The organism is Pseudoalteromonas sp. UCD-33C, from assembly GCF_001306895.1.
In the GTDB taxonomy this organism is placed as follows: Bacteria; Pseudomonadota; Gammaproteobacteria; order Enterobacterales; family Alteromonadaceae; genus Pseudoalteromonas.
Genome location: NZ_LJTB01000006.1, coordinates 277244 through 300859, shown reverse-complemented (window position 1 = coordinate 300859; position 23616 = coordinate 277244). Strand labels below are relative to the sequence as shown.

Below are 23616 nucleotides of genomic sequence, written 5' to 3'. Positions count from 1 at the left end.
TGAAAGCATCTAAGCGCGAAGCAGGCCTCGAGATGAGTTCTCACTAGACTTTTAAAGTCTCTGAAGGGCCGTTGAAGACTACAACGTTGATAGGCAGGATGTGGAAGTGGTGTGAGCCATTAAGCTAACCTGTACTAATTACCCGTGAGGCTTAACCATACAACGCCAAACGCGTTTTATGACAGCGTAACGAACAGAAGTTAAGTTACTAAAGTAGATTTTACTTGATATCAGAATTCCAGATTTATTAATTTGCTCAAAAGAGCGAATTAAAACCAAATTTGCTTGGTGACAATAGCGTTTTGGACCCACCTGACCCCATGCCGAACTCAGTAGTGAAACGAAACAGCGCCGATGATAGTGTAGCAGCTGCTATGTGAAAGTAGGTCATCGCCAGGCTCCAAATTAGAGAAAGCCCGATTCGAAAGAGTCGGGCTTTTTTGCGTTTTAGCTGTCAGCTTTCAGCCGTCAGACGTCAGTTGAAATGTGGGGTTGTTTAGTGCAGAGCCACCCTCAGCAACAACCCCCGTAGGAGGCACTTCAGTGCCGAATTCAGACCATAAAAACACATTCATGGCTAAAGCCATTCCTACGTGATGCGTATCTCAGACGTCAGTTGAGCGGTGGGTTTATTTAGTACTGTGTCACCCTCAGCAAGAGTCCGCGTAGGAGGCACTTCAGTGCCGAATTCAGACCTTTACAAACACATTCATGGCTAAAGCCATTCCTACAAGTACACTTTGCCTAGAGCCTAGAGCCTAGAGCCTAGAGCCTAGAGCCTAGAGCCTAGAGCCTAGAACCTCCACATATCGGCTGATCGCTGACGGCTGAAAGCTGATAGCTCGTTGTCACTCACACTGTTGTATTTCTCTCACATCGCCGCGGCCATCGCTTAGGTAGCATTGTTCTAGCAACGAGCAGTAGCAGATCTCGGTTTTGATATTAAAGCGTTGGTCATTTACCTTGTCCCACTGAGTTGCATTGAAGCCTGTTTTCTTAAAACCAAAGAGATTAAGTTCAGCGCCTGAGGCTAATAATCGGTTATTACTAACGCCGGTATACAACCAACCAAATTTTTCAAAAAAATTGATCTCTGGTGATTCATTTTGCAACTTATTTAATTGCTCTTGGTAAGCATAGATATCAAAGCAGCAGTCTTTTATTACTTTAAATATCTCTGTATACGACTTTTCATCGTGGAAGAATTTAACGTATTTAATAATGGCTGGGCCTGATCCTGAGTTTTTAATGTAAAAAGTAATTTCTTCAGAATTTTTTTCTTCATTGAAATTCCCCGTCATCACTTCGAGCCATGGCCAGGTTGCGGCTTTTACTTGTCGTTCTGCGGCGTTGGCTTGCAAGTATGTGGCATAAAAGGAGGCTGCTGAAATTATAATGGCACAGAGTGCGAGAAATAGGTTTAGCCGCTCGTTGGTAAACCATGCCTTGCGCTGGTTGCTGGCTGGTTGAGTGTTTTGCTGGGTGGTCTTTGTTTGCTCTTCAACGTTAGAGTTTTGCTCTGTTTTAACGGTTGAACAGCTTGCGTCCTGTTGCTGATTATCCATAATTTTTAATTGTTGTTTTTATAGACTAATAAAGATACAACTTTAATTGGATAGATAAAAGAGACAGGGAGTAAAACTCCCTGATTTGGTATTAACTATTTGAGATAAATACGGTGAGCTTTTCACCCACTCTTAAGCTATCTCTTGAAAGGTTATTCCATTGTTTGAGTTTAGTGATACTGACTTTGTATTGCTTTGCAATCTTCCAAAGGCTGTCGCCAGATTTCACCTTATACTCGATTTGTTGATCAGCCAATTGCGGTAATATCAGTTTTTGACCAATACGAATGGTGTTTGTTTTTAGGTTATTGAAGGTTTTCAGTTGGCTAACTGTTACTTTATAGTTCTTTGCAATCACACTTAAGCTATCACCGCGTTTAACTGTGTAATGTTGCCATTGGCTATAATCATTGCTCTTTTGATTAGCTAATAGAGTTTGATAACTTGCTTGCTGATCTTTTGGGACTACAATGTGTGGCGCATCAATCACCGCTGGGTATCGGATAACGCCATGGTTCAGCTCTTCTAGCTCTTGCCATTTCGCTTTGTCTGCCAAGATCACTGCACCAGTTACTGGTAAGGTCGCAATAGCCTGCTCATTCTTAATCGCAGGGAATATCATTTTTTGGTGCTTTAATAATTGTGCTGCGGCTAGTAACTTAGGCACGTATTGTTTGGTTTGCGATGGTAGCTTTAAGCTAAAGAAGTCCGTCGACTTACCTTGTTTTTTATTACGAGCAATTGCCTGTAATACACGCCCTTCACCAATATTGTAGGCAGCAATAGCGTGATACCAATCGCCATCAAAGCGTTTATAAAGGTATTCCATAAAATCCAAAGCTGCGCGGGTGCTGTCGATCACATCTTGGCGACCATCATACCAAGGGGTAATTTTTACTTTGAAGTATTTGGCGATTGAGGGAGTGAGTTGCCATAAACCCGATGCATGTTTGTGCGAATAGGCACTGGCATCAAAATCGCTCTCTATAAGCGGCATTAGAGCGAGTTCTATTGGTAAGTCACGGTTTTCTACTTCTGTAACGATATGATACAAATACGGCGCTGCGCGGCGGCTTATTTCTTCCATGTAATTAGGATGAGTAAGGTACCAAGCAATGCGCTTTTGCACATCTGGGTGACTTGAATCGCTAAACTGCAGTTGAATGCGAATACGCTGCCATACGTCATCAAGTTCACTTGGTTTGAGCGGTGTCACCGCGTCTACTTGTTTTGTTTTAGCTTCTGCAACCACAGTGCCTGGATTGGCTTTGATGATGGGCTTCTTTTCGGGAAGTGACTCAGGGGCAGTCTGACAGCCTGTTACAATAAAAGAAACAACAACAAGGCCTAAAAATCGATTTAAAAACACGTATTAAAATACTCCGTTAACTTAGGTGCGGGTAAACTAAAGCGCCTAAGCTTAACATAGGGTGAGCTAAAAATGACCATTAGATTAACAGCTCGCTAACTTACTCACCCAATTGAAATTAAAACGAAATACTAACTTGTAACCCAGCATAACCATGGTTTTGTGCTTCCCAATAGCGGCTGTCTATTTCTCGGGCCCTGGCATAGATCTCTATTCTGAATGGCTTTGAGTCCACGCCCATGCCCACACCAACATAGCCATCAATATTATTGTGATCGTCATCATAGCGGTCGCTGTAGTCGTGGTCATCTCGGTCGTCGTATACAGCAAGCTCAATTAAATCTAAGCCCACTTCGCCATAGAAAAAAAAGTCACTGAAATAACCAAATTTGATGCCGCTATCTAAGGTGAGAAATGTCTCCCGATCACCTTTTTTAGTAAATACTTCTGCTGAGCCTAGTGCCGTTGTAAATGCTGCGCCGAAATTGCTGTAGTTATTTATAGCCATGACTTCGATGCCGGCTGAGGTGATTGAATCAGTACTATTATGCTCTGATTTAACAAACAGGTTCATATTAGGGCTGTCATAAATACCAGCAAAGCTTGTAGCAGGAATGAAGGCAAGTGATGAAAAGAGTGCTAAGGCGAGGTATCGCATATTGGTTAGTCCATTAAACGTTAATGGGTACATGATACCAAACAGCGCCTTAGCAAATTGTAAGTAAGTGTGCTAACTATGTAAGCTAACCGAACACGCAGCGAAAGCAGGCTCCTTGCTGGCGTTTGATATAAACCAGATCGCCGCCATGATTGAGCATGATCTGGCGCGATAAACTTAAGCCTATTCCTGAGCCTTGTTGCTTGGTAGTAAAAAATGGCACAAAAATCATCTCAATCACATGATCGCTGATACCTGTACCATTGTCACTGACCTCTAAATACAGTTGCTGATTAGCATTTTGTGCAATGCTTACCTCAATGTACTTTGCTGACTCTGGATTGTTTAGCTGCTTAAGGACATCAATGGCATTGGTAAGCAGGTTTATTATTACTTGTTCAACTTGGCCTCTATCTATCATTACTAACTGTTGGCTTTGCACCGACAAATTCAACGTAATATTAAGCTGCTTAGCTTGTTGAGAGTGCAGAGCGACAACTTGCTTGGCAAGATCTGCCAGAATATGTGGCTGTAAGTGTGGGGCGGGTAAGCTACTAACCTTTTTAAATTGCGCTATAAATTCCCCTAAATGCTCGGTTCGTGATGCGAGTGTTGTTAGGGCGAGTTGCAAGTCTTGTTTATCTTCCTGATCATCAAAACTAAGCTCAGTTGGCAGCAGTGCCGTACAAGTTTGTGCTAAAGAAGAAAGTGGCGTAATCGAATTAGCAATTTCATGGGTTAGTACTTTGGTAAGGCGCTTATAAGCCTGTTGCTCTTTTAATTGCAGCTGATCATGAATCGATTGCAAACTGATCACTTTACGAACTTTACCTTGGATTTCGGCAATACTGATTTGCACAGATAACGTATCGTGCTGCTCACCATTTTGCCATGACACGGTATTACGGCTATTTTGCTTGGCGTCTTGGACTAGGTTGGCTATTACACCTAAATCATCGATGTGCTTTACAGCTTGTCCAAGTAAACGGCTGACCGCCGGATTGCTTTCAATAATAGTGCCTTGTTCGTCACATACTAATACTGCTAAATCGATATGAATTAATAGTGCTTGTAAGAACTGGGCTTGTTGCTCTGCATTAAAACGCGCAGCCTGAATTTGTTGTTTAACCTGCTCAAATTGCTGCTGCATTGGGTGTTGGTCGCCAAAGCCTAATGTGCTGTCTCCATTCGCTAAAGCGCGAAACACCATATCTGCACGCCTTGTTTGGCGTTTAAATAAATTAAAAATTTGCGCAGCACATACCAAATTTAAAATAACTAAAAGTGCCGAAATTGCAGAAAACCCGCTTTGCTCTACTTGCCAAAACAAAGCTATTGATAAACCAATTAGTGCAGCTAATAGGCAGGCTAAGCTAATAAAATTTCGCATCGATTAAAGCCCGTATTTTTCTAAACGACGATACATGGCTCCGCGTGTTAGGCCGAGGGCTTTAGCTGCATGACTCACGTTCCCTTGAAAATGCTTTAAAGCTGCACGAACGGTTCTCTGCTCGATGATTTCGAGATCAAAAGTGTCGTAGTCAGTGGTGCTTGAAGAGAGCTCACTTGTACTAACAGCAGCACTTGGTGAGCTTATCACTGAGCTTATATCGAGCTCTGAGCCTTCTGATAGGATGACTGCTCGCTCAATTGCATGGGCAAGTTCACGGACATTGCCTGGCCAATGATACTGGCTTAAACGTGTCATATCAGATGCCGCAATCGAGAGCTCACGTTTGTATTTATGTGCAAAGTGCTGCAAGTAGTAGTTACACAGTAATGGAATGTCTTCACTACGCTCACGCAGAGCTGGCAAACGGATCTCTACGGTATTAACACGGTACAGTAAGTCTTGCCTAAATTTACCTTCAGTCACTGCTTGTTCGAGGTTTTCATTGGTTGCACAGATCAAACGAATATCAATATCGATGACTTTTGAGCCACCAACCGGTGTTATTTGCCTGTTTTGTAGTGCCGCAAGTAGCTTAACTTGTTGGTTAAGCGGTAAATTACCTAGCTCGTCTAAAAATAAACTACCACCATGAGCCAGCTCAAATCGGCCAATGCGATCTTCCTTCGCGCCAGTAAATGCCCCTTTTTTATGGCCAAATAGTTCGCTTTCAAACAGGCTTTCGGCCAGTGAGCCCATGTCTAGGCTTATGAAGGGTTGGCTTTGCCGCTGGCTAGCATTGTGGATTGCATGGGCAGTGAGTTCTTTACCTGTGCCACTTTCGCCACTAATCAATATGTTGGCATCGGTGTTGGCTGCTTTGTCGATCACCGAAAAAACCTGCTGCATGGCATCACTTTGGCCTAAAAACTCAAATGGTTGATTGCCGATTGACTGCTGCAAGGCCTGCTTTTGTTTTGTGAGCTTACCAACTTGCTGTTTGTCTTTAGCGTGTGAAAATGCCGCCGCTACAGCACCGAGTAATTGCTCATTTTGCCAAGGCTTGGCAATAAAGTCAGAGGCACCGGCTTTAATTGCTTCGACCGCTAGCTGAATATCGCTGTAGGCCGTCATAAGCAATACCGCAATGTTAGCATCTTGGCTCATGATTTTTTTTAGCCAGTAGAATCCTTCTTTGCCACTAATTGAGTCTTGCGTGAAGTTCATATCGAGTAACACAACATCTATAGCCTGATCTGCCTCATGCTGTGCGTTAATGATACCTTCGATATCAAAGGGGTTATCTGTGGTTTTTACAACCTGATAATGCTGCTTTAAAAGTAATCGTGCAGCGATAAGTACGTCGGGGTTATCATCGACGATAAGAATTGATCCTGCTTGTTTCATAGCTATTTATTATTATTCCTTTATGGGAACACTAAGACTAATTGAAAATAGTAAGAGTGTCCATTTATGGACGATATATGGGCTGTGAAGTGTTCTATAAGCGGACACTTGATTATATGCATCTTTATTGGCTTTTATGTAAGCTGTTGTAATTTAATAAAAATAAAAGTTGGCACAAGAGTTGTTTTATCTATAGGTAATTAGCACCTAGATAACTTAAAGGCGTCAACATGGATAAGAAAATTACACGCTCAAATAACAAAGCATTTTTTAAGAAATCAGTCATTGCAGCGGCATGCTTAGCTGTTGCGGCTGCAGCTTATGGTTTCACACAAACTGAGCAAACAGGTCGTAGCCAGCAAGTAACTGCTACAAGCTTAACGATTAGCACAGTACAACAAGGTGAATTTGTTGATGCTTTAAGTCTTCGTGGTCAGGTTATGCCTCGCACTACAATTTACCTCGACACCATTGCCGGAGGCCAAGTCGAAGAGCGACTTGTTGAGCAAGGTGAGTTTGTTAAAAAAGGTCAACCACTTGTGCGTTTAAGCAATACCAATTTGCAGCTTGATGTAATGAGCCGTGAAGCACAAGTGACTGAGCAACTTAACTTTTTACGCAACACGCAAATGAATATGGAAACCAGCCGTTTAAACTTACGCCGAGATTTGCTTGAAATCGATCTTAAAATCACACATTTATCGCGTCGCTTAAAACAAACTCAGCCGCTAGTTAAAACGGGTGTGTTAGCACAAGAACAATTATCTGAAATTCAAGAAGACTTAGCGTATTACAAAGCGCGTAAAGAACTAACCCTTGAGCGTCAAAAGCAAGAAAACAGCATTCGTGAAGTTCAGGTAGCTCAGTTAAAAGACAGTGCCGACATGCTAGAGAAAAACCTACAGTTTGCGCGTAAGAACCTTGAAAACTTACTCGTAACAGCACCTGCCGATGGTTATTTAAGTGAACTTGATGTTGAAATTGGTGAATCAAAAGGCCGTGGTGCTCGCCTAGGGCAGATTGATATTCCTAATGAATACAAGCTAGTTGTGAGACTAGACGAGTTTTACCTGAGCCAAGTTCAAACAGGTATGCAAGTGCTTATTGAACACGAGCAAGGCGAAATTGCGGCAACAGTTAGCAAAATTGATAGCCGTGTTCAGCAATCACAGTTTCAGGTTGAAGTCGATTTACCTAATGGCACGAGCAACATAAAGCGTGGGCAAAGCCTAGATGTACAGCTGATGCTAGGTGATAGCAAAGGCACTGCTTTATTACTTGAACGCGGCGCATTTTTTACCAGCTCAGGGGGTAACTGGGTTTATGTCATGGAAAAAGATGGCAATCGTGCAGTACGAAAAGACATTCGTCTTGGCAAAAAGAATCAAAACTATTATGAAGTGTTAAGTGGCCTAAGCGCCGGAGATCGCGTGATCACCTCTAGCTACAGCAACTTTGATAAAGCACAACAACTACAATTTTAAGGATAAAAACAATGATTAAATTAACTAACTTATCACGCGTGTTCCGTACTCAAGATGTTGAAACAACAGCGCTTAATAACATTAACTTACATGTAAACGAAGGCGAGTTTCTTGCCATTATGGGGCCATCTGGCTGTGGTAAATCAACATTACTCTCTATTTTAGGTATGTTGGATTCGCCATCAGCAGGCAGTTTTGAATTTTTAGGTGAAGACATCGCAGGGTTTGGTGAAAAGCAATTAGCGGCACTTAGAAAAGCGTCGATTGGTTTTGTTTTCCAAAGCTTTAACTTAATTGATGAATTAACAGTATTTGAAAACGTTGAGCTGCCATTACAGTATCAAAATATCTCAAAAAGTGAACGTAAACAGCGAGTAGAAGAAATTTTAAAACGTGTTGCAATCGACCATAGAGCAGATCACTTACCACAGCAGCTATCGGGTGGTCAGCAGCAACGTGTAGCAGTAGCCAGAGCTCTGGTGATTAATCCAAAACTAATCTTAGCGGATGAGCCTACGGGTAACCTTGATTCAAAAAATGGTGATGAAGTCATGGCGATGCTACGTGAGCTAAATCGTGAAGGTACCACGGTAATTGTGGTTACTCACTCAGAAAAAGAAGGCAATTATGCTGACCGTTTAGTGCGCTTACTTGATGGCCAAGTGATGGTAGATAAAGCTAACCGTGTTCAACAAACAGCAGAGGTGGCATAACATGATTTTAAGTTATCTGATCACCGCGCTGCGTGCGTTTAAAAACCAAAAACAGCACTTTATTTTAAATGTTCTGGGTTTAAGTGTGGGCTTAGCTGCGGCAATTCTAGTTGCTTTGTTTGCAAAAAATGAGCTTTCGTACGATAGCCAACAGCCACATGCTGAGCGTGTTTATCGCGTTGGACAAGACTTCTCAAAACTTGGTTTAGCTGTGGTGCCTATTTTTAATTATGTGCAGTCAAAGCAGGCCGAAGATTACAGCCAAGTTGAAGAAGTGTTCGGATTAACTATGGTCGAGTTGACTCGTGAAGCCATGGTTGATGTGAGTTACCGCAACCAAGGCTATAAGTTAAATGCCTTATATGGTGCTACAGCAAATATTGAAAACTTTATTGCTATGAAGACGATTGCGGGTGACTTAACAACAGCAATGAGTACACCAGACAGCCTAGCTTTAAGTGAATCAGAAGCACTGCGCATTTTTGGTCGCACCGATGTGATTGGTGAAACACTTACGCATGAACAAGGACAGTACACAGTGCGTGCCGTGTTTGCAGACTTAACAGACAACACTCACTTTGCCTTTAAAAACCTTGTTTATGTTAAGCATGATCCAAGCGAAATAGATATCAACAGTAGTTATGTTTATATGCGTGTAGCAGAGGGCACCGATACAGATGCATTAGCTAAAACCTTAACAGAACGCTTTTTTAGCGGTTCTATGTTGGAGCAAGTTAGTTTAGAGCTGCATCCATTACTTGATTTGCACTTAACGGCTAAATCACCGTTTGAGATGAAAGCGGGTGGTGCTAAACAAGTGGTGATGATCTGTGTTGGTTTAAGTGTGTTACTGATTCTTATTGCAGGTTTTAACTTTATCAATATGACCGTCGCTCAATCGACTAAACGTGCAAAAGAAGTGGGTGTGCGTAAAGCGCTTGGCGCAAGTAAAGGCCAGTTAGTAACGCAGTTTTTATCTGAATCTGTATTGGTATCAATGCTTTCAATGGTGATTGCATGTGCTTTAGTGGAACTATTTTTACCAAACTTTAACCAACTAGTAGACCGCGAATTGGTCGTGAATTATGCCTCTGAATTTGGCATTGCAATTATTGTGGTCGCAATTGCTGTGGGTATATTAGCTGGGCTTTATCCTGCATTCTTTATTTCGTCATTCAGTGCAAAACGCGTTTTAAGTGGAGACTTACAGCGTGGTAATACAGCAATATGGGTTCGTAAGAGCTTACTAACCTTACAGGCTTCACTAGCAATAGGTTTAATCATTGCCTCTATTACTTTGTTAAAGCAATTAACTTACTTACAAAGCTTACCTTTAGGCTATGAAACAACACAAAGATTGGTTATTTCAGAGCTACCTGTAGGCGAAGTATTCACAAAAGAAAAAAATGCCTTAGTTAACCGTATTAGTGCAATTCAAGGCGTACAGCAAACAACAGTTATTGATACCCGTTTAACTGTTTCAATCAATAATACACTTATGCCAACGTGGCCAAATGGTGAAGCATCTGGCAGCTTAACGCCTGTTGTAGGTGCAAGCTACGATGTTGTAAAAACGCTAGGGTTAAAACTGGTTGCTGGTCGTGACTTTAGCCGTGAATTTGCTGGTGATTGGGCAAGCCGTGAAAATGGAGTAACAAGTACGGGCACCATCGTGACTGAGTCTGTCGCAAGGCAAGCGGGTTACACTAACATGAGTGACATTATTGGTAAGGTAATTAAAGACTCAGGTCGCGGCGTAGATATGCGTGTTGTGGGTGTGGTTGAGGATGTAAAGGTAGGTAATGCTAAAGATGCCAACTCAAATATTATGTTCTTATGTGGCTTTAACTTTTTATCACCAGTATCAGAACTAATTTTAACGATTGATCAGCAAAACTTGCCTTACATTAAAGCTCAGATCGCTGAAGTATTAGCAAGCTCAGCCAATATCTATGAGCCAAAAATTAACTTACTCGCAGACAACTACAAAACTCTGTTAAAAGGTGATGAGCGAATTTCGAATGTGGTTTTAATCTTTACCGGTCTTGCTGTGTTCTTAACTTGTTTAGGTACCTTTGGTTTGGCTTCGTTTGCAACAGTGCGTCGTCAAAAAGAAGTGGCCGTTCGAAAAGTGCTAGGTGCATCACGCATCAGTATCGTAAATATCATTGCTAAAGAGTTCTTATTGCTGGTGGGCGTGAGTATTGCTATTGCGTATCCAGTGACTTACTTGTTAGTTGGTGATTGGTTAGCAAACTTTAATGACCGTATTGAACAAGCTGTATGGGTATATTTAGTTGCTGCCGTCGCGGTGGCTGCCATTACTTGGGTTACTGTTGCAAGTTTAGCCTTTAAGGCCGCAAGCACCAGACCATCACTTATCTTACGATATGAATAACAGTTAACTAACTCCCAACTATAAGCCCAGCAATACAGCTGGGCTTTTTTTACTCGCTAAATACCTGTTTGGAGTGTTATTGCCATACATGGCGATCTTCGGCAAGGAGTGCTTTAGCGCGTTAGTATGTATTTTTTGTCGCCATAAATGACGACCTACGGTAGGACGTGCTTTAGCGCGTTAGTGTGTATTCTTTGCCACCATAAATGACAATCTACGTAGGACGTGCTTTAGTGCGTTAATCTACTATATTTAATGTTCTACAATTTTATGAAAAAGGATTTTTCATGAGCTGGAGCCATTTAAAGAAAGGACGAGTTTCAATTCAATCAGGTGAATATTTCATAACGTTCAACTGCCATAACAGAAAAGCACTGTTCAGTGATCATAACTTAGCAAAAGTATTTTGTAGGTGTATTGAAATAAATGAATTAATACATCAATGTTGTTGGTTAACTTGGGTTCTTATGCCCGATCATTTTCATGGTTTATTAAGGCTTAGTGATAGTAGCTTGGGTAAAACAGTTGGTCATCTAAAAGGTCTTTCTGCAAGAGAGATAAATAAGAGACGCAGTTTTTCGCAAACAGTGTGGCAACCTGCTTACTATGATCATGCACTACGTAAAGATGAAAGTAGAATAGCAGTAGCCAGATACATAGCAGCAAATCCTTTACGAAAAAAGCTAGTTGATAATTTAGGTAGTTATCCATATTGGAATTCTGTTTTTTTGTGATTGGTTGTCGCCATAAATGACGACCTACGGTAAGACGTGCTATAGCGCGTAAGCATGTATTCTTTGTGTCGCCATAAATGACGATCTACGTAGGACGTGCTTTAGCGCGTAAATATAGGCTTAAAGGTCTTTGACCTTCACCGCAGGGTTACCCGCTACTAAAGTATTTGCCGCGACATCTTTGGTAACTATTGCCCCTGCGCCAATCACGGCATTATCAGCAACTTTAATACCCGCAAGTATAATAGCGCCTGCACCAATCCATACATTGTTGCCAATGCTAATCGGTGCTGCAAAGTTAGCTTTTGCTAAACGCTCGGTTGGGTTTACTGCATGCGATACCGCGAGTATTTGTACATTAGGGCCTATTAAGCAGTCATCACCTATCGTAATTTGCACATCAGATAACGGCGCATCGAGCACAGTACAGTTAATATTTATGAAGGTTCGATCACCTATTTTAATACCACTACCGTAATCACAATGAAAACCCGCTTCTATAACAACCTGCTCGCCACAGTGAGCAAACATGCCTCTTAGACGTTTTAAATTGCCTTTACTTGGGCTTTTGGCAAATAAACGGCAAATTTCATGGGTATTTTTTCGTTGTTCGAGTAAGGACTTATCGAGGCTATTAAACTCTTTCATGGGGCATGTTCATGGTTATATTTGCCAATAGCTTAGCGTGTTGGTGATGAAGATCAAAATTAAAGCTGTGTAGGTTAATGATCATTCACTTGCCATTTATATTGTTTCGTTTAAAATCTCAAAACTTTCGAAACGAAACTTATGTGGTTCACTTTATGACAAAACGAAACACTCAACAACGTCGCCATACAATCTTAAGCCAAGTGAATGAACTTGGTGAAGTTGCTGTTGAAGCGTTAGCAGAGCAGTTTCAAACATCTGAAGTGACGATACGTAAAGATCTGACAGCCCTTGAAAAAAGTGGCTTGTTGCTACGCCGTTACGGTGGTGCCATTGCACTGCCACAAGAAATCGTTGCAAATAGCAACGAGAAAAGCGACTCGCTTCGCAAAATGGCAATCGCACAGGCGGCTGCAAAGCTTATTAAAGATCATAACCGCATCATCATTGATAGCGGTCGCACTACAGCGGCGATGATCCCTGAGCTTGCTAGTAAACGCGGTTTAGTGGTGATGACAAATGCTATTAATGTCGCTAACCGACTGCTTTCATTAGAAAATGAACCAACACTTTTGATGACCGGGGGAACTTGGGATCCACATTCAGAATCGTTTCAGGGCCAAGTTGCGGAGAATGTTCTACGCTCTTACGACTTTGACCAACTCTTTATTGGTGCCGATGGCATTGATATTGATAGAGGTACTACAACCTTCAATGAATTAGTTGGGCTAAGCCAAGTGATGGCTGAAGCTGCCCGAGAGGTAGTGGTGCTGGTTGAGTCAGAAAAAATTGGCCGAAGAATACCGAATTTAGAACTGCCTTGGCAGCGTGTAACCACTGTTATCACAGACAACAACCTAAGCGCAGATAAGCGCGAGGCGATAACAGCATGTGGTGTACAGCTGATCTGTGCAGAAATTGAATAACCCGTAATAAGACCGACAACACCTTATTACGCATCATTTTATGACAACACATCTCGCCCAAAGTAGAACACTTTGGCATGTGCAAAAGGAGAGATTATGTGTGGAATCGTAGGGGCTGTTGCAGAACGCCCAGTAAATAAAATTCTTGTTGAAGGCCTTAAGCGCCTTGAATACCGTGGCTATGACTCGGCAGGTGTGGCTTTACTTAAAGGTACTGAGCTTAACACTGTAAAAGCAGTAGGTAAGGTTGCTAACCTTGAAGCGGCACTGAATGAAGCCGCTGTAAAAGGCACTACCGGTATTGCACATACACGTTGGGCTACCCATGGTGGCGTAACTGAAGCGAATGCTCACCCACATATTTCGAATAGCGAAATTGCTCTTGTTCATAACGGTATTATCGAAAATCATGCCAGCCTACGCGATGCGCTTAAAGGCGACGGTTATGAGTTTTTATCAGAAACAGACACTGAAGTTATGGTGCACCTTATTCACCAACTTCGCCAACAACACGATACGCTTTTAGCTGCAGTACAGGCTGCTGTTAAGCAGTTTGAAGGTGCATTTGGTACCGTTGTTTTTGATAAAGCGAACGACAACGAAATCATCGTAGCGCGTTCAGGTAGCCCACTTGTGATTGGTTTAGGTCTTGGCGAAAACTTTATTGCCTCTGACCAGCTTGCTTTATTACCTGTCACTCGCAGTTTTATTTATCTTGAAGAAGGTGATGTTGCTCGTATTACCCGTGACAGTGTTGAAATCTTTGATGCAAATGGTGATGCAGTTGAGCGCGAAGTGATTGAATCAAACATTACGCAAGATGCATCAGGTAAAGGCGAATATCGTCACTACATGCTGAAAGAAATTTACGAACAGCCGCTTGCTGTGCGTAACACCCTTGATGGCCGCCTAGTTAACGACACTGTCGCGATTGATGCCTTTGGCGAAAGTGCTCAGCAAATCTTTAAAGACGTAAAACACGTGCAAATTATTGCCTGTGGTACTTCATACCACTCAGGTATGGTTGCTCGTTACTGGCTTGAACAGTTCGCAGGCGTGAGTTGTAACGTCGAGATTGCTTCTGAGTTCCGTTACCGCGAATCATTTGTACATGAAAATAGCTTACTTGTGACCATTTCACAGTCTGGTGAAACAGCCGATACGCTTGCTGCACTTCGTCTTGCAAAACAGCAAGGTTACATGGCGTCAATGACCATTTGTAACGTGCCGGGTTCATCATTAGTACGTGAATCTGATTTAGCCTTTATGACTAAAGCAGGTGCTGAAATTGGTGTTGCATCAACTAAAGCCTTCACCACACAACTTGTTGGCTTATTAATGCTAACAGCATCTATTGCCCAAGAAAAAGGCCTAGAGCAAGGTGCGATTGTAAATGCAATTAAAACACTTCCTAACAAGTTAGAAGAAGCATTACTTCTTGCTGAAGGGATTGAAGATTTAGCTGAAGAATTTGCTGATAAGCACCACTCACTATTCTTGGGTCGTGGCTCACAGTACCCAATCGCGATGGAAGGTGCGCTTAAGCTGAAAGAAATTTCGTACATTCACGCAGAAGCATACGCAGCGGGTGAGCTTAAGCATGGCCCTCTTGCGTTGATTGATGCTGACATGCCTATCATTGTTGTAGCACCAAACAACGAACTACTTGAAAAGCTTAAATCAAACGTAGAAGAAGTACGTGCCCGTGGCGGTATTATCTATGTATTCGCAGACAAAGACTCAGCGTTTGAATCTGACGAAACAATGCGTGTAATCAACGTAAACCATGTAGATGACGTGATTGCTCCAGTTGTATATACAATTCCATTGCAGCTACTTTCATACTACGTTGCGGTTATTAAAGGCACCGACGTAGACCAACCTCGAAACCTAGCAAAATCGGTGACGGTTGAGTAAGTTAAAGCATCAAGAGCCGGCTAATTAGCCGGCTTTTTTGTGCCTGTAATTTGCTTAATTACTGTTCACTGATGCAATTTGTATTGCAATTGATTAGGATGGTTAAACACTCTGGCTAAGGATAATAACAATGAAAAAGCGCAGTGTTTTAACCTCTATAGGATTGACCGTATTAGTACTCAGCTCGGGGATTGTTTATGGACAATCTTTTGATCTCATCATCAAAAACGCGATGTTGCTCGATGGTCGTGGTGGCAAAGCGGTTCGCGCAGATGTTGGTATTGAAAGCGGCAAGATCACTAAAATTGGTGATATGGCGGCTGACAAAGCTCAACAAGTTATAGATGCCAATGGCAAGGTTGTAGCGCCGGGCTTTATCGATTTACATTCCCATGCTGAGCGTTCAATTGCAGAGCTGCCTCGGCTCGATAACTTAGTGCAGCAGGGTATCACCACTATTTTGGGCGGTAACTGTGGTTTTTCTCCTGTCGACTTTAAGCAATTTTTTGCGCAAACCGAGCGTTCACCTCTAGGGCCAAATTTAGCCTTATTAATTGGCCATAATGATGTTCGTAAAGCTGTTATGGGTGAAGAGCAACGACTTGCCACTGCTGATGAGTTAAAAGCAATGCAAGCACTGGTAGATAAAGCGATGCAACAGGGGGCGTTTGGTTTATCGACTGGGCTAAAATATGTTCCTGGTGTGTACTCAAACTTTGCTGAGGTAAAGGTGCTTGCCGAAACCGCTCATGCTCAGCATGGATTTTTTGCCTCTCATATGCGGGACGAAGGCGCAGAGATTGTCACGGCGATGAATGAAGTGCTCGATATTGCAAAAGAGACCGGTATTCCTGTACATATTTCTCATCATAAGCTGATTGGTCATCCAAATTGGGGTGAGAGTAAGCACACTATTCAGATGATTCGCGATACTCGCAAAGTGGGTTTCGATGTCACCCTCGATCAGTATCCTTACACGGCTTCTTCTACGCGATTTGCTATATTATTTCCTGCATGGTCATTGGCTGGTGGCCAAGCTGAAGTTGAAAAGCGTCTACAAGATCCAGAGTTAAGGCAAAAAATAAAACAAGGCTTGATCAAAAATATCCGTGAAGACAGAGGCGGTGGTGACCCCGCAAGGCTGCAAATAGCGCATTATACGGCAAACCCTGCATGGGATGGGCTAACCTTTGCTGAAGTATTAAAACGTGAAGGGCGAGCGCAAAGTATTGATGAAGCAGCTGAACTTGCTATGGAAATTCAAGCAAATGGCGGTGCTCAGGGGATCTTCCACGCTATTAATGAAGATGATGTTAAGTACATCATGGCTTACCCAATTACTGCAATCGCCACCGATGCGGGTGGTTCAGAACTTGGTAAAGGCAACCCACATCCACGTGGGTACGGCACCTTCCCCAGAGTACTAGGTCATTATGTGCGTGAACAAGGAGTGATTTCGTTACCTGATGCAATACGTAAAATGACCAGTTTACCCGCAGCAAGAATGGGCCTAACTGACCGAGGAGTGATAGCACAAGGCTATGCTGCTGATATTGTTATACTCGACCCTGCGGCGGTTGCTGATAAATCAACGTTTAGCGCACCACATCAGTACGCAGAAGGAATTCAATACGTCATTATTAATGGCCAAGTCATTAAATCACCGGATGGCATGACGGGTAAAAGCGCTGGGCAAATATTGCGCCATACGCTTTAGCTAAAAGAATGACTTATATGTACTTTTATACGAAAATGTACATAAGTTATCTTTGTTTGTACCTGCAATTCTGTTAGCTTAAAAAATTACCAATATTTCTTAAGGATAAGTCGTGCGACTATTTAAGTTACTCTGTATTAGTGGTTTTTTACTCTGTACTAGCCATGTAATGGCTCAACCAGATGCAGATGATGCGGTTACACATTACAGCCAGCATACGCATACTATCGAATCAAGTAATCTTAGTGAGCAACGCACTGTCGTTGTGCAATTGCCAAAAAGCTATCAAACACATCCCAACAAAAGGTATCCCGTTATTTATCGTTTAGATGGGGCCGGTAATTTACCATTGATTAATGCTGTGCTTGAGCGCTTACAACAAAATGATCAAGCGCCAGAGGTGATTGTAGTTGCAATTGAAAGCACTAATCGACTTAGAGATTTTTATCCGACAGTGAACAAAGAACCACAAGGGCCTGTTGGCGAAGGCGGTGGTGCAGCAAAGTTTTTAGCTTTTGTAGAGCAAGAACTGATGCCTTTGGTTAATAAACAGTATCGTACTCATGATTATAGAGTGATTGCAGGAGCCTCTGCTGCGGGTGTATTTGCTCTTTACGCAATGCAGGCTGACCCAGAGTTATTTCAAGCGCACATTGCTTATAGCCCTGCAGTATGGTGGAACTATGGCGCCCCGGCTAAGAGTCTAAATACCTTTGTTACCAAAGCTAAAAGTATTAACAGCTATGTATATATGAATATCGGTGAAGAAGCCGGCATTATGCGCGAAAGATACGATGGTATGCAGCAAACGATGCAAAATAGTAAAGCGCAAAATCTGCGCTTTAAGAGTGATGCCTTTGCAGGCGTTTCGCATAACCTAACCTCAGCCGCAGGGGCATTTAATGCGTACCATGGCTTATTTTTATCTAAACATATGCCTTTGAGTGCACTAGGCGATGATGTTTCATCAATTGATGCTTATTATCAACGTTTATATCAGCAATGGGGCGAGCAAATAGCGCCGCCAGACCGCGCTGTTAGGTTGCTAGGTTACAGCTTAACGGATAACCAGCAATTTGAGCGGGCTATTGAGGTGTTTAAGTACAATATCAAAAACTACCCTAAATCAGCGTATGCACTGTCAGCTTTGTCATATGGCTATGAAATGCAAGGTAATACTCGCCAAGCATTAGTTCAAATCGAGGCTGCAATCGCTGTTGCCGATGACTCTTATCCCTACCCAGATTACTTAAAAGAGACAAAAACGAGGTTACAAGGGCAGCTATAGTTAAGTTGCCTTAAACAAATCAATGGTCTTGGTGATAATAGCTCAGGGTTTGTAGGGCAAGCGCGAATACATCTGCGCTGTTATCACCATTAACGTTTTTAACCACAGTCACCGCGCGTTGATGATCAACACACATAATGGTCATGGTAATGCCACCCATACTACCGCCAGAGTGCATTACCGCGTGTGGCATGTCGGCCATCAATGCTTGTAGTTCAGTATCATGTTGGTATTTTTCTCTTTGCTGATAGTTTTTGAAACCTGTCATCCAACCAATACCAAAATTGACCTGGTCACCATTATTGAGTGTGGCTGGGGTAAACATTTCATCCACGGTGGTTGCTTTAAGATAATTGCCCTGGGTGTGAGCTACTGCAAACTTGACGATATCACTTGGTGTTGCAATAAATCCACCGCCTGCCCATTTATAGCTGTGATCGGTCTGCGGTGAGTTAATTAAACGGCCCTGATCAACGCTATAAGGTCTTGCACGATGTGGGATCAGGGTAAACTGCTCATCAAAATATGTGTCGTTTAACTTGAGTGGCGCGAAGACTTCTTGTTCGATAATTTGTCGAAAGTTGCGTTTCGGATCAGCGCCTTCCATCGCAGCGCTAACTAATGTCCAAGCGAATGTTGAATACTGCTGTTTGGTGCCCGGCTCAAACAGTAGGGGATCATCTTTAAACATGGCTAAAGCGCTATCAATATCGCCATACCATTTGTTGAGTAAAAACTCATTGGCGCCTTTTTTGTAATGGCGGATCCCTGCGGTATGTGACGCAAGCTGACGGAGTGTTAAAGTTGCGTGTTTCTCTGGCCAGTTAGTTACATAGTCGGTTACAGGTTTGTCTAAGTTAATCAACCCCTTGTCGTAAAGGCGCATCATAGCGGCAGTGGCAATAAGTTTAGAGACACTGCCAATGCGAACCTTATGCTCGGGACTCATTAAAACTTGGTTTTCGATATCGGCAAAACCATAACCCTTTGCTGCGATTATTCCTGATTTATCGGCTACCGCGACAGTAATGCCCGGCACCGTTTTCGCACTTACCGCCGATTGAAAGGCGGCATCAATCGCTTGTGGTAGTTCAGCTGCGCTAGTGACATGGGCAGCAATCAACAGTGGTAAGCTGATGAGTGAGCGAGCTATACGGTGTTTGAGCATGGCGGCATCCTTTTTGAGTAACCTTGCAGTCACTCTTGTTATTATTTTTAAGGCATTTTTAGATTGCTCAAATTTTCTCTAGATGACAACCCATAGTCGCTTAATTGCACATTTTTCACGTTGTGATGAACATTTAAAAAGGGCGTAAATAACAACGATTGATTATTTTTTAGTTGCTTTCACTTTTTAAGGTGTTTACAATCGCCGCGATTTTAACCATTCACACACTGTAGAGGAGTAAACAATATGACTTATACAACTTGTTCCTTTGCAGGTCGTTTTCTTGCCTAGCTCGAAGCTATTTCTTTATTAGCTTTTCAAAGCTAAGCCTGATCAATTAATCAAAGACCTGCCAAATCATTTTTCGTTAGCATTTTTCTATTGCAGAGAAAGGAATTGGTATTATGGGCAAGTCCGTCCAAAAACTTACTGATAACGTTAGCCTTATTGCGTCTAAAGAGTCGTGGATTGAAGGGCTAGCAATACAACAATTAATTAAAACTTCTGAATTACCTGGTATGCACGCTGTAGCGGGTATGCCCGATTTACACCCAGGTCGAGGTTACCCCATTGGGGCTGCCTTTTTTACAGAAGGTAGAATTTATCCCGCTTTAGTGGGGAATGATATTGGCTGCGGTATGTCGCTTTGGCAAACCAATACTAAGTTAGCCAAGTTAAATGTAGATAAGCTCGCAAAACGCTTAAGCGATGTTGAACAGCCACTAGATGAAAGTTGGCACACATTGATTAGCGAGCGAAAACATGAACTGGCTATCACACAAACTGGTTTTGATAGCGCCCTTGGCACCATAGGTGGTGGCAATCATTTCGCCGAATTTCAGGCGATTGAAGAGGTGTTTGATCAACAAGCCTTGCTTGCTTTAGGCCTACAACCTAAACAATTGCAGCTATTGGTGCATTCTGGCTCTAGAGGGTTAGGGCAAGCTATTTTAGTTAAGCATATTGCAGAGCATAACCATGATGGCCTTGAGGTAGTAAGTGATGCCTTTACAGATTATATGGCCAAACATGACGAAGCACTGCGTTGGGCTCAGTTAAACCGAGAACTGATCGCACGGCGTTTTTTACAAGCTATTCGCGCTGGTGGCGAACAGGTTTTAGATGTAAATCATAACCTTGTAAGTCAATCACAGATTGCAGGACAAGCAGGCTGGTTACATCGAAAAGGCGCTACACCTAGTGATCAAGGGGCTGTGATGATCCCGGGCTCTCGCGGTGATTACAGTTACTTAGTTAAGCCAACGGCGGAGCAAAACGTAAACTTACGCTCCCTTGCACATGGCGCTGGTCGCAAATGGAAGCGTGGAGAATGCCAAGGCCGTTTGAGTCACAAGTTTAAAAGGGAAGATTTATATCGCACTGCGTTTGGTAGCAGGGTGATCTGTAATGATAAAACGCTGCTTTATGATGAAGCACCACAAGCTTACAAAGACTGTCAAACAGTTATTGATGACCTTGTTGATGCTGGGCTGGTTACTGTAATTGCCAAATTAAAGCCTGTGCTTACCTTTAAAACACAAGGAACGTGCGGATGATCTTAGTGCAATTATCGTCAGGGGCGGGTCCTTTAGAGTGCTGTAAAGCGGTGGCAATGGCTGTTAAGCGCCTTGAGTGTGATGCTAAAGCGTTAGCTATTAAGGTGAATAATCTTGCAGTAGAGCAAGCTGAGCTTTCAGGCTGCTACAAATCGGTATTGCTTGAATTAACCGGTGCTGAGCCGCAAATTTTAAAACAGTTTGCGCAGCAATGGCATGGCTCGATGTTGTGGGTTTGTCAAAGCCCATTCAGAGCAAGGCATAAGCGTAAAAACTGGTATTTTGGCGGTCAACTATTTGAAATAGCGGAGCAAACTGTTGATAGCGAGATCCGCTTTCAGCAATGCCGCGCAAGTGGCGCGGGAGGCCAACATGTAAACACCACTGATTCAGCTGTTCGTGCTACCCATGTTGCGACAGGAATTGCTGTTCGCGTAGAGAGTGAAAGAAGTCAGCATGCGAATAAGCGGTTAGCTCGAGTTTTGCTAATGCAAAAACTGGCAGAACAAGCTCAGCAGGCTGCTAGCCAGCAGCAAAAGTCGCGGTGGCAACAACACAATGAGCTACAACGGGGTAATCCGATTCGTACGTTTAAGGGCCCTGAATTTAGCCAGACTCACAAAGGAAAAGGTTAGCAAATAACATGGAAAACTGTTGATACCCAAACCGCCTCAAGATGCGAGTTTCAGTTGGAATTAAAAGCGATTTAGGCAAGGCATTGATTGCAAGTAATAGTGGTTCTATTGTTAAGATCAATAACGCAGTATAAATCGCTTTTAAACCAACCCTTTGGGCGCTTCACAGGCACTTACTCTCATCGTTGTTACTTCTTAAAAGGGACTGCCATTCTTGCAAAGTAACGCCTTGATATTAAACACCGGTGAAACGCTGAATTCTGTATTTTGAGGTGGCTTGGGTATCTATGTAGCCGTAACCAGTGGCGTAGCCCAACGGCAGAAAAGGTATTCAACCAATACAATGGCATTAAAGCCCGCTCTGCAGGTACAAGCCCACGAGCAAGGCACACGGTAACAACGGCTGATATTAATTGGGCAGATATAATTTTTGTGATGGAACATAAGCATAAACAACGCCTTAAAGCGCAATTTAGCCGTTTATTGCAGCACAAGCCGATTCAGGTACTCGATATACCCGACGAGTACCAATATATGGATGAGGCACTCATTGAAACTTTAAAGCAGTCAGTCGATCACTATTTCGACCACACTGCATAATTAATAAAACGAGGATAGAACGATGTAATTCCATCAAGGCACAGCAATCCAAACACTTATAGTGACACTACTATGAGTACGTAATGCTGTGTCTATTTCTTTGAAAGCCAATGTATAATTATTTCAGTTGATCTTGAATAGTTATATAGAGTTTTTCAAAGTTATCTTCAAACAATTGCTTTTCATCAGGTATAGACTGGATAAGTAGATTGAATGCACTGCGAGCTTGTAATCCCCAGGCTCCAGTATCAAGCTGCTGGTTGTACCAAAGCTTTGCCTTTTCCCGGCTACTTAGTATGTCATTTAGCTTATAATCTTTAAAACAAACTTGCTTTGAATAACCGTCAACTTTACTTTCCCAAAAGGCGCTTTTATCGGGGAGAGTTGTTAAAAAGTTAGCAAGCATTCCTTCGGGATTTAAATCGCCAGGTAAGCAAATAAAATTCTTTAATTTAGCTTTCTTCACTTTTTCTCTAGTATCTCCATCAAGGACAATAATAGAATTCGGAAATGAAAAACTTTGGACTTTCTTTTTACCCAGTTGAATATAATTATTGCAACCCATTGTAAGATCAGAGAACTTTAGCCCTTTGAACCTATTTTTTATCAAGGCTTTGCAAAAGTGGATACACTCTTTATCTTCCGTGTAAACAGGTACCTCTAGCTTTGGCTGCTTTTTTCCTATAGTTACATTTAAGTTATAAGTTATTTTTTCAAAGCTTGGCGACTCTTCTATTTGTACTTCACCATCAACCTTTTTCAGATAAGCGGTATTAAATTGTTGATTACGGCCTTTAGCATTTTTTAGCTCTGATATTTTCTCTAACATGTGTAGCGAGTGAGTAGTTGCAATGATTTGAAGGTTTAGTTTATTGCAGATTGATGCTAAAAATTCTAAAAGTTTTACTTGTGAAGCAGGATAAAGAGTTGCATCAATTTCATCGACAGCAAGAATTCCGCCTTTATAATCTTTAGGGTATTTCTCCATTAATCGTCTAAAAGATATGACAGCTAAAAGTAAACGCCCTAAGTTATCTTGACCCGCAGAGTTTGAGTTCCAATCATAGTGATTCGTCGTTACGCCAATAGTATTCTTATTGCTACTTTCTAAATAATCAATCGATTCAAGATTGTCATCACTAAGTAGTATTTTGTTGTAATTATCAGAAAACCATTTAATTTCAATATCCGTGAGTTGAATGTTTTTTGTTTCAATGGTTCCAGCTTCTGCAATTGGAATTAAACGCTTTAGGCTCAAAAAAATAACGGGTAATTGAACATAGCCACTACCGGCATCTCTCTTCCCTTTCTGCCAAAAGCGAACGCTCTCACTATCTTTTGATTTTCTAAGAATACTCTCGACTACGAACCCTCCTTGATCATCTGTATCTGGGTGCATATGTTTATCCTTCAGATACAGAGTCCATAAGTGTGAGCCTGGTA

General features: G+C 42.2%; 19 protein-coding genes and 2 rRNA genes. 13 read left to right on the top strand and 8 right to left on the bottom strand.

Annotated elements, in window-relative coordinates:
- Positions 1–159 (top strand): 23S ribosomal RNA (locus tag AOG26_RS13900); the annotation flags it as partial.
- Between the two features lie 125 nt (positions 160–284).
- Positions 285–399, top strand: a 5S ribosomal RNA gene (rrf, locus tag AOG26_RS13895).
- A 449-nt stretch (positions 400–848) separates the two neighbouring features.
- Here the strand turns inward: rrf and AOG26_RS13890 are convergent.
- From AOG26_RS13890 to AOG26_RS13870, 5 genes are all read right to left on the bottom strand, one after another.
- Complete coding sequence (locus tag AOG26_RS13890; protein ID WP_054563029.1) at positions 849–1565, bottom strand: hypothetical protein; 717 nt, start codon at positions 1563–1565, stop codon at positions 849–851.
- 91 nt (positions 1566–1656) lie between these two features.
- The gene (locus AOG26_RS13885; RefSeq protein ID WP_054563028.1) at positions 1657–2934 is read right to left on the bottom strand and encodes a LysM peptidoglycan-binding domain-containing protein; all 1278 of its coding nucleotides are present in this window, start codon (positions 2932–2934) and stop codon (positions 1657–1659) included.
- Positions 2935–3052: 118 nt separating this feature from the next.
- A complete protein-coding gene (locus AOG26_RS13880; protein ID WP_150114707.1) occupies positions 3053–3592 on the bottom strand; it encodes a hypothetical protein in 540 nt (179 codons plus the stop codon).
- 85 nt (positions 3593–3677) lie between these two features.
- Positions 3678–4982 (bottom strand): sensor histidine kinase, encoded by a 1305-nt coding sequence (locus tag AOG26_RS13875; protein ID WP_054563027.1) that lies wholly within the window; start codon positions 4980–4982, stop codon positions 3678–3680.
- Positions 4983–4985: 3 nt separating this feature from the next.
- Positions 4986–6389, bottom strand: a complete 1404-nt coding sequence (locus tag AOG26_RS13870; protein ID WP_054563026.1) for a sigma-54-dependent transcriptional regulator — start codon at positions 6387–6389, stop codon at positions 4986–4988.
- 230 nt (positions 6390–6619) lie between these two features.
- Between AOG26_RS13870 and AOG26_RS13865 the strand changes: the two genes are divergently transcribed.
- The 4 genes from AOG26_RS13865 to AOG26_RS20570 all read left to right on the top strand — a co-directional run bounded on the left by AOG26_RS13865 (position 6620) and on the right by AOG26_RS20570 (position 11718).
- Positions 6620–7873 (top strand): efflux RND transporter periplasmic adaptor subunit, encoded by a 1254-nt coding sequence (locus tag AOG26_RS13865; RefSeq protein WP_054552245.1) that lies wholly within the window; start codon positions 6620–6622, stop codon positions 7871–7873.
- A gap of 11 nt (positions 7874–7884) precedes the next feature.
- Positions 7885–8586, top strand: a complete 702-nt coding sequence (locus tag AOG26_RS13860; RefSeq protein ID WP_054552246.1) for an ABC transporter ATP-binding protein — start codon at positions 7885–7887, stop codon at positions 8584–8586.
- A gap of 1 nt (position 8587) precedes the next feature.
- Positions 8588–10984 (top strand): ABC transporter permease, encoded by a 2397-nt coding sequence (locus AOG26_RS13855; RefSeq protein ID WP_054563025.1) that lies wholly within the window; start codon positions 8588–8590, stop codon positions 10982–10984.
- A 287-nt stretch (positions 10985–11271) separates the two neighbouring features.
- Positions 11272–11718 (top strand): REP-associated tyrosine transposase, encoded by a 447-nt coding sequence (locus AOG26_RS20570; protein WP_082401671.1) that lies wholly within the window; start codon positions 11272–11274, stop codon positions 11716–11718.
- A gap of 120 nt (positions 11719–11838) precedes the next feature.
- Here the strand turns inward: AOG26_RS20570 and AOG26_RS13845 are convergent, their stop codons facing one another.
- Positions 11839–12366: a sugar O-acetyltransferase gene (locus AOG26_RS13845; RefSeq protein WP_054563024.1), complete on the bottom strand. Its 528-nt coding sequence runs from the start codon at positions 12364–12366 to the stop codon at positions 11839–11841.
- Between the two features lie 155 nt (positions 12367–12521).
- Between AOG26_RS13845 and AOG26_RS13840 the strand changes: the two genes are divergently transcribed.
- From AOG26_RS13840 to AOG26_RS13825, 4 genes are all read left to right on the top strand, one after another.
- Entirely contained in the window at positions 12522–13292 is a 771-nt protein-coding gene (locus AOG26_RS13840) for a DeoR/GlpR family DNA-binding transcription regulator (RefSeq protein WP_054552250.1), read from the top strand.
- Positions 13293–13388: 96 nt separating this feature from the next.
- A complete protein-coding gene (gene glmS, locus AOG26_RS13835) occupies positions 13389–15209 on the top strand; it encodes a glutamine--fructose-6-phosphate transaminase (isomerizing) (protein WP_054563023.1) in 1821 nt (606 codons plus the stop codon).
- A gap of 130 nt (positions 15210–15339) precedes the next feature.
- Positions 15340–16926, top strand: coding sequence for an N-acyl-D-amino-acid deacylase family protein (locus AOG26_RS13830; RefSeq protein WP_054563022.1), 1587 nt, complete (start codon positions 15340–15342; stop codon positions 16924–16926).
- Positions 16927–17038: 112 nt separating this feature from the next.
- Positions 17039–18214 carry an alpha/beta hydrolase-fold protein gene (locus AOG26_RS13825; protein ID WP_054563021.1) on the top strand — a complete coding sequence of 392 codons (1176 nt, stop codon included), beginning with the start codon at positions 17039–17041 and terminating at the stop codon, positions 18212–18214.
- A gap of 19 nt (positions 18215–18233) precedes the next feature.
- Here AOG26_RS13825 and AOG26_RS13820 read toward each other — a convergent pair whose 3' ends face one another.
- A complete protein-coding gene (locus AOG26_RS13820; RefSeq protein WP_054563020.1) occupies positions 18234–19382 on the bottom strand; it encodes a serine hydrolase domain-containing protein in 1149 nt (382 codons plus the stop codon).
- A gap of 404 nt (positions 19383–19786) precedes the next feature.
- On the opposite strand from AOG26_RS13820, the gene AOG26_RS13815 reads away from it, so the two are divergent.
- From AOG26_RS13815 to AOG26_RS13805, 3 genes are all read left to right on the top strand, one after another.
- Entirely contained in the window at positions 19787–20938 is a 1152-nt protein-coding gene (locus AOG26_RS13815) for an RNA ligase RtcB family protein (protein ID WP_054563019.1), read from the top strand.
- On the top strand, positions 20935–21573 hold the full coding sequence (gene prfH, locus AOG26_RS13810; RefSeq protein ID WP_054563018.1) for a peptide chain release factor H: 639 nt from the start codon (positions 20935–20937) through the stop codon (positions 21571–21573). The genes AOG26_RS13815 and prfH overlap by 4 nt, the downstream gene beginning before the upstream one ends.
- A 267-nt stretch (positions 21574–21840) precedes the next feature.
- Positions 21841–22173: a low molecular weight protein tyrosine phosphatase family protein gene (locus tag AOG26_RS13805; protein ID WP_054563017.1), complete on the top strand. Its 333-nt coding sequence runs from the start codon at positions 21841–21843 to the stop codon at positions 22171–22173.
- Between the two features lie 118 nt (positions 22174–22291).
- On the opposite strand, the gene AOG26_RS13800 is transcribed toward AOG26_RS13805, so the two are convergent.
- Positions 22292–23572, bottom strand: coding sequence for an AAA family ATPase (locus tag AOG26_RS13800; protein WP_442960163.1), 1281 nt, complete (start codon positions 23570–23572; stop codon positions 22292–22294).
- Positions 23573–23616 lie beyond the last annotated feature (44 nt).

Bases quoted from the DNA above. Each gene is read 5' to 3' on its own strand.
- glmS (WP_054563023.1), top strand. From the start codon at position 13,389: ATGTGTGGAATCGTAGGGGCTGTTGCAGAACGCCCAGTAAATAAAATT.
- AOG26_RS13890 (WP_054563029.1), bottom strand. From the start codon at position 1,565: ATGGATAATCAGCAACAGGACGCAAGCTGTTCAACCGTTAAAACAGAG.
- AOG26_RS13830 (WP_054563022.1), top strand. From the start codon at position 15,340: ATGAAAAAGCGCAGTGTTTTAACCTCTATAGGATTGACCGTATTAGTA.
- AOG26_RS13865 (WP_054552245.1), top strand. From the start codon at position 6,620: ATGGATAAGAAAATTACACGCTCAAATAACAAAGCATTTTTTAAGAAA.
- prfH (WP_054563018.1), top strand. From the start codon at position 20,935: ATGATCTTAGTGCAATTATCGTCAGGGGCGGGTCCTTTAGAGTGCTGT.
- AOG26_RS13800 (WP_442960163.1), bottom strand. From the start codon at position 23,572: ATGCACCCAGATACAGATGATCAAGGAGGGTTCGTAGTCGAGAGTATT.
- AOG26_RS13860 (WP_054552246.1), top strand. From the start codon at position 7,885: ATGATTAAATTAACTAACTTATCACGCGTGTTCCGTACTCAAGATGTT.
- AOG26_RS13880 (WP_150114707.1), bottom strand. From the start codon at position 3,592: ATGCGATACCTCGCCTTAGCACTCTTTTCATCACTTGCCTTCATTCCT.
- AOG26_RS13875 (WP_054563027.1), bottom strand. From the start codon at position 4,982: ATGCGAAATTTTATTAGCTTAGCCTGCCTATTAGCTGCACTAATTGGT.
- AOG26_RS13870 (WP_054563026.1), bottom strand. From the start codon at position 6,389: ATGAAACAAGCAGGATCAATTCTTATCGTCGATGATAACCCCGACGTA.
- AOG26_RS13840 (WP_054552250.1), top strand. From the start codon at position 12,522: ATGACAAAACGAAACACTCAACAACGTCGCCATACAATCTTAAGCCAA.
- AOG26_RS20570 (WP_082401671.1), top strand. From the start codon at position 11,272: ATGAGCTGGAGCCATTTAAAGAAAGGACGAGTTTCAATTCAATCAGGT.
- AOG26_RS13820 (WP_054563020.1), bottom strand. From the start codon at position 19,382: ATGCTCAAACACCGTATAGCTCGCTCACTCATCAGCTTACCACTGTTG.
- AOG26_RS13815 (WP_054563019.1), top strand. From the start codon at position 19,787: ATGGGCAAGTCCGTCCAAAAACTTACTGATAACGTTAGCCTTATTGCG.
- AOG26_RS13855 (WP_054563025.1), top strand. From the start codon at position 8,588: ATGATTTTAAGTTATCTGATCACCGCGCTGCGTGCGTTTAAAAACCAA.
- AOG26_RS13845 (WP_054563024.1), bottom strand. From the start codon at position 12,366: ATGAAAGAGTTTAATAGCCTCGATAAGTCCTTACTCGAACAACGAAAA.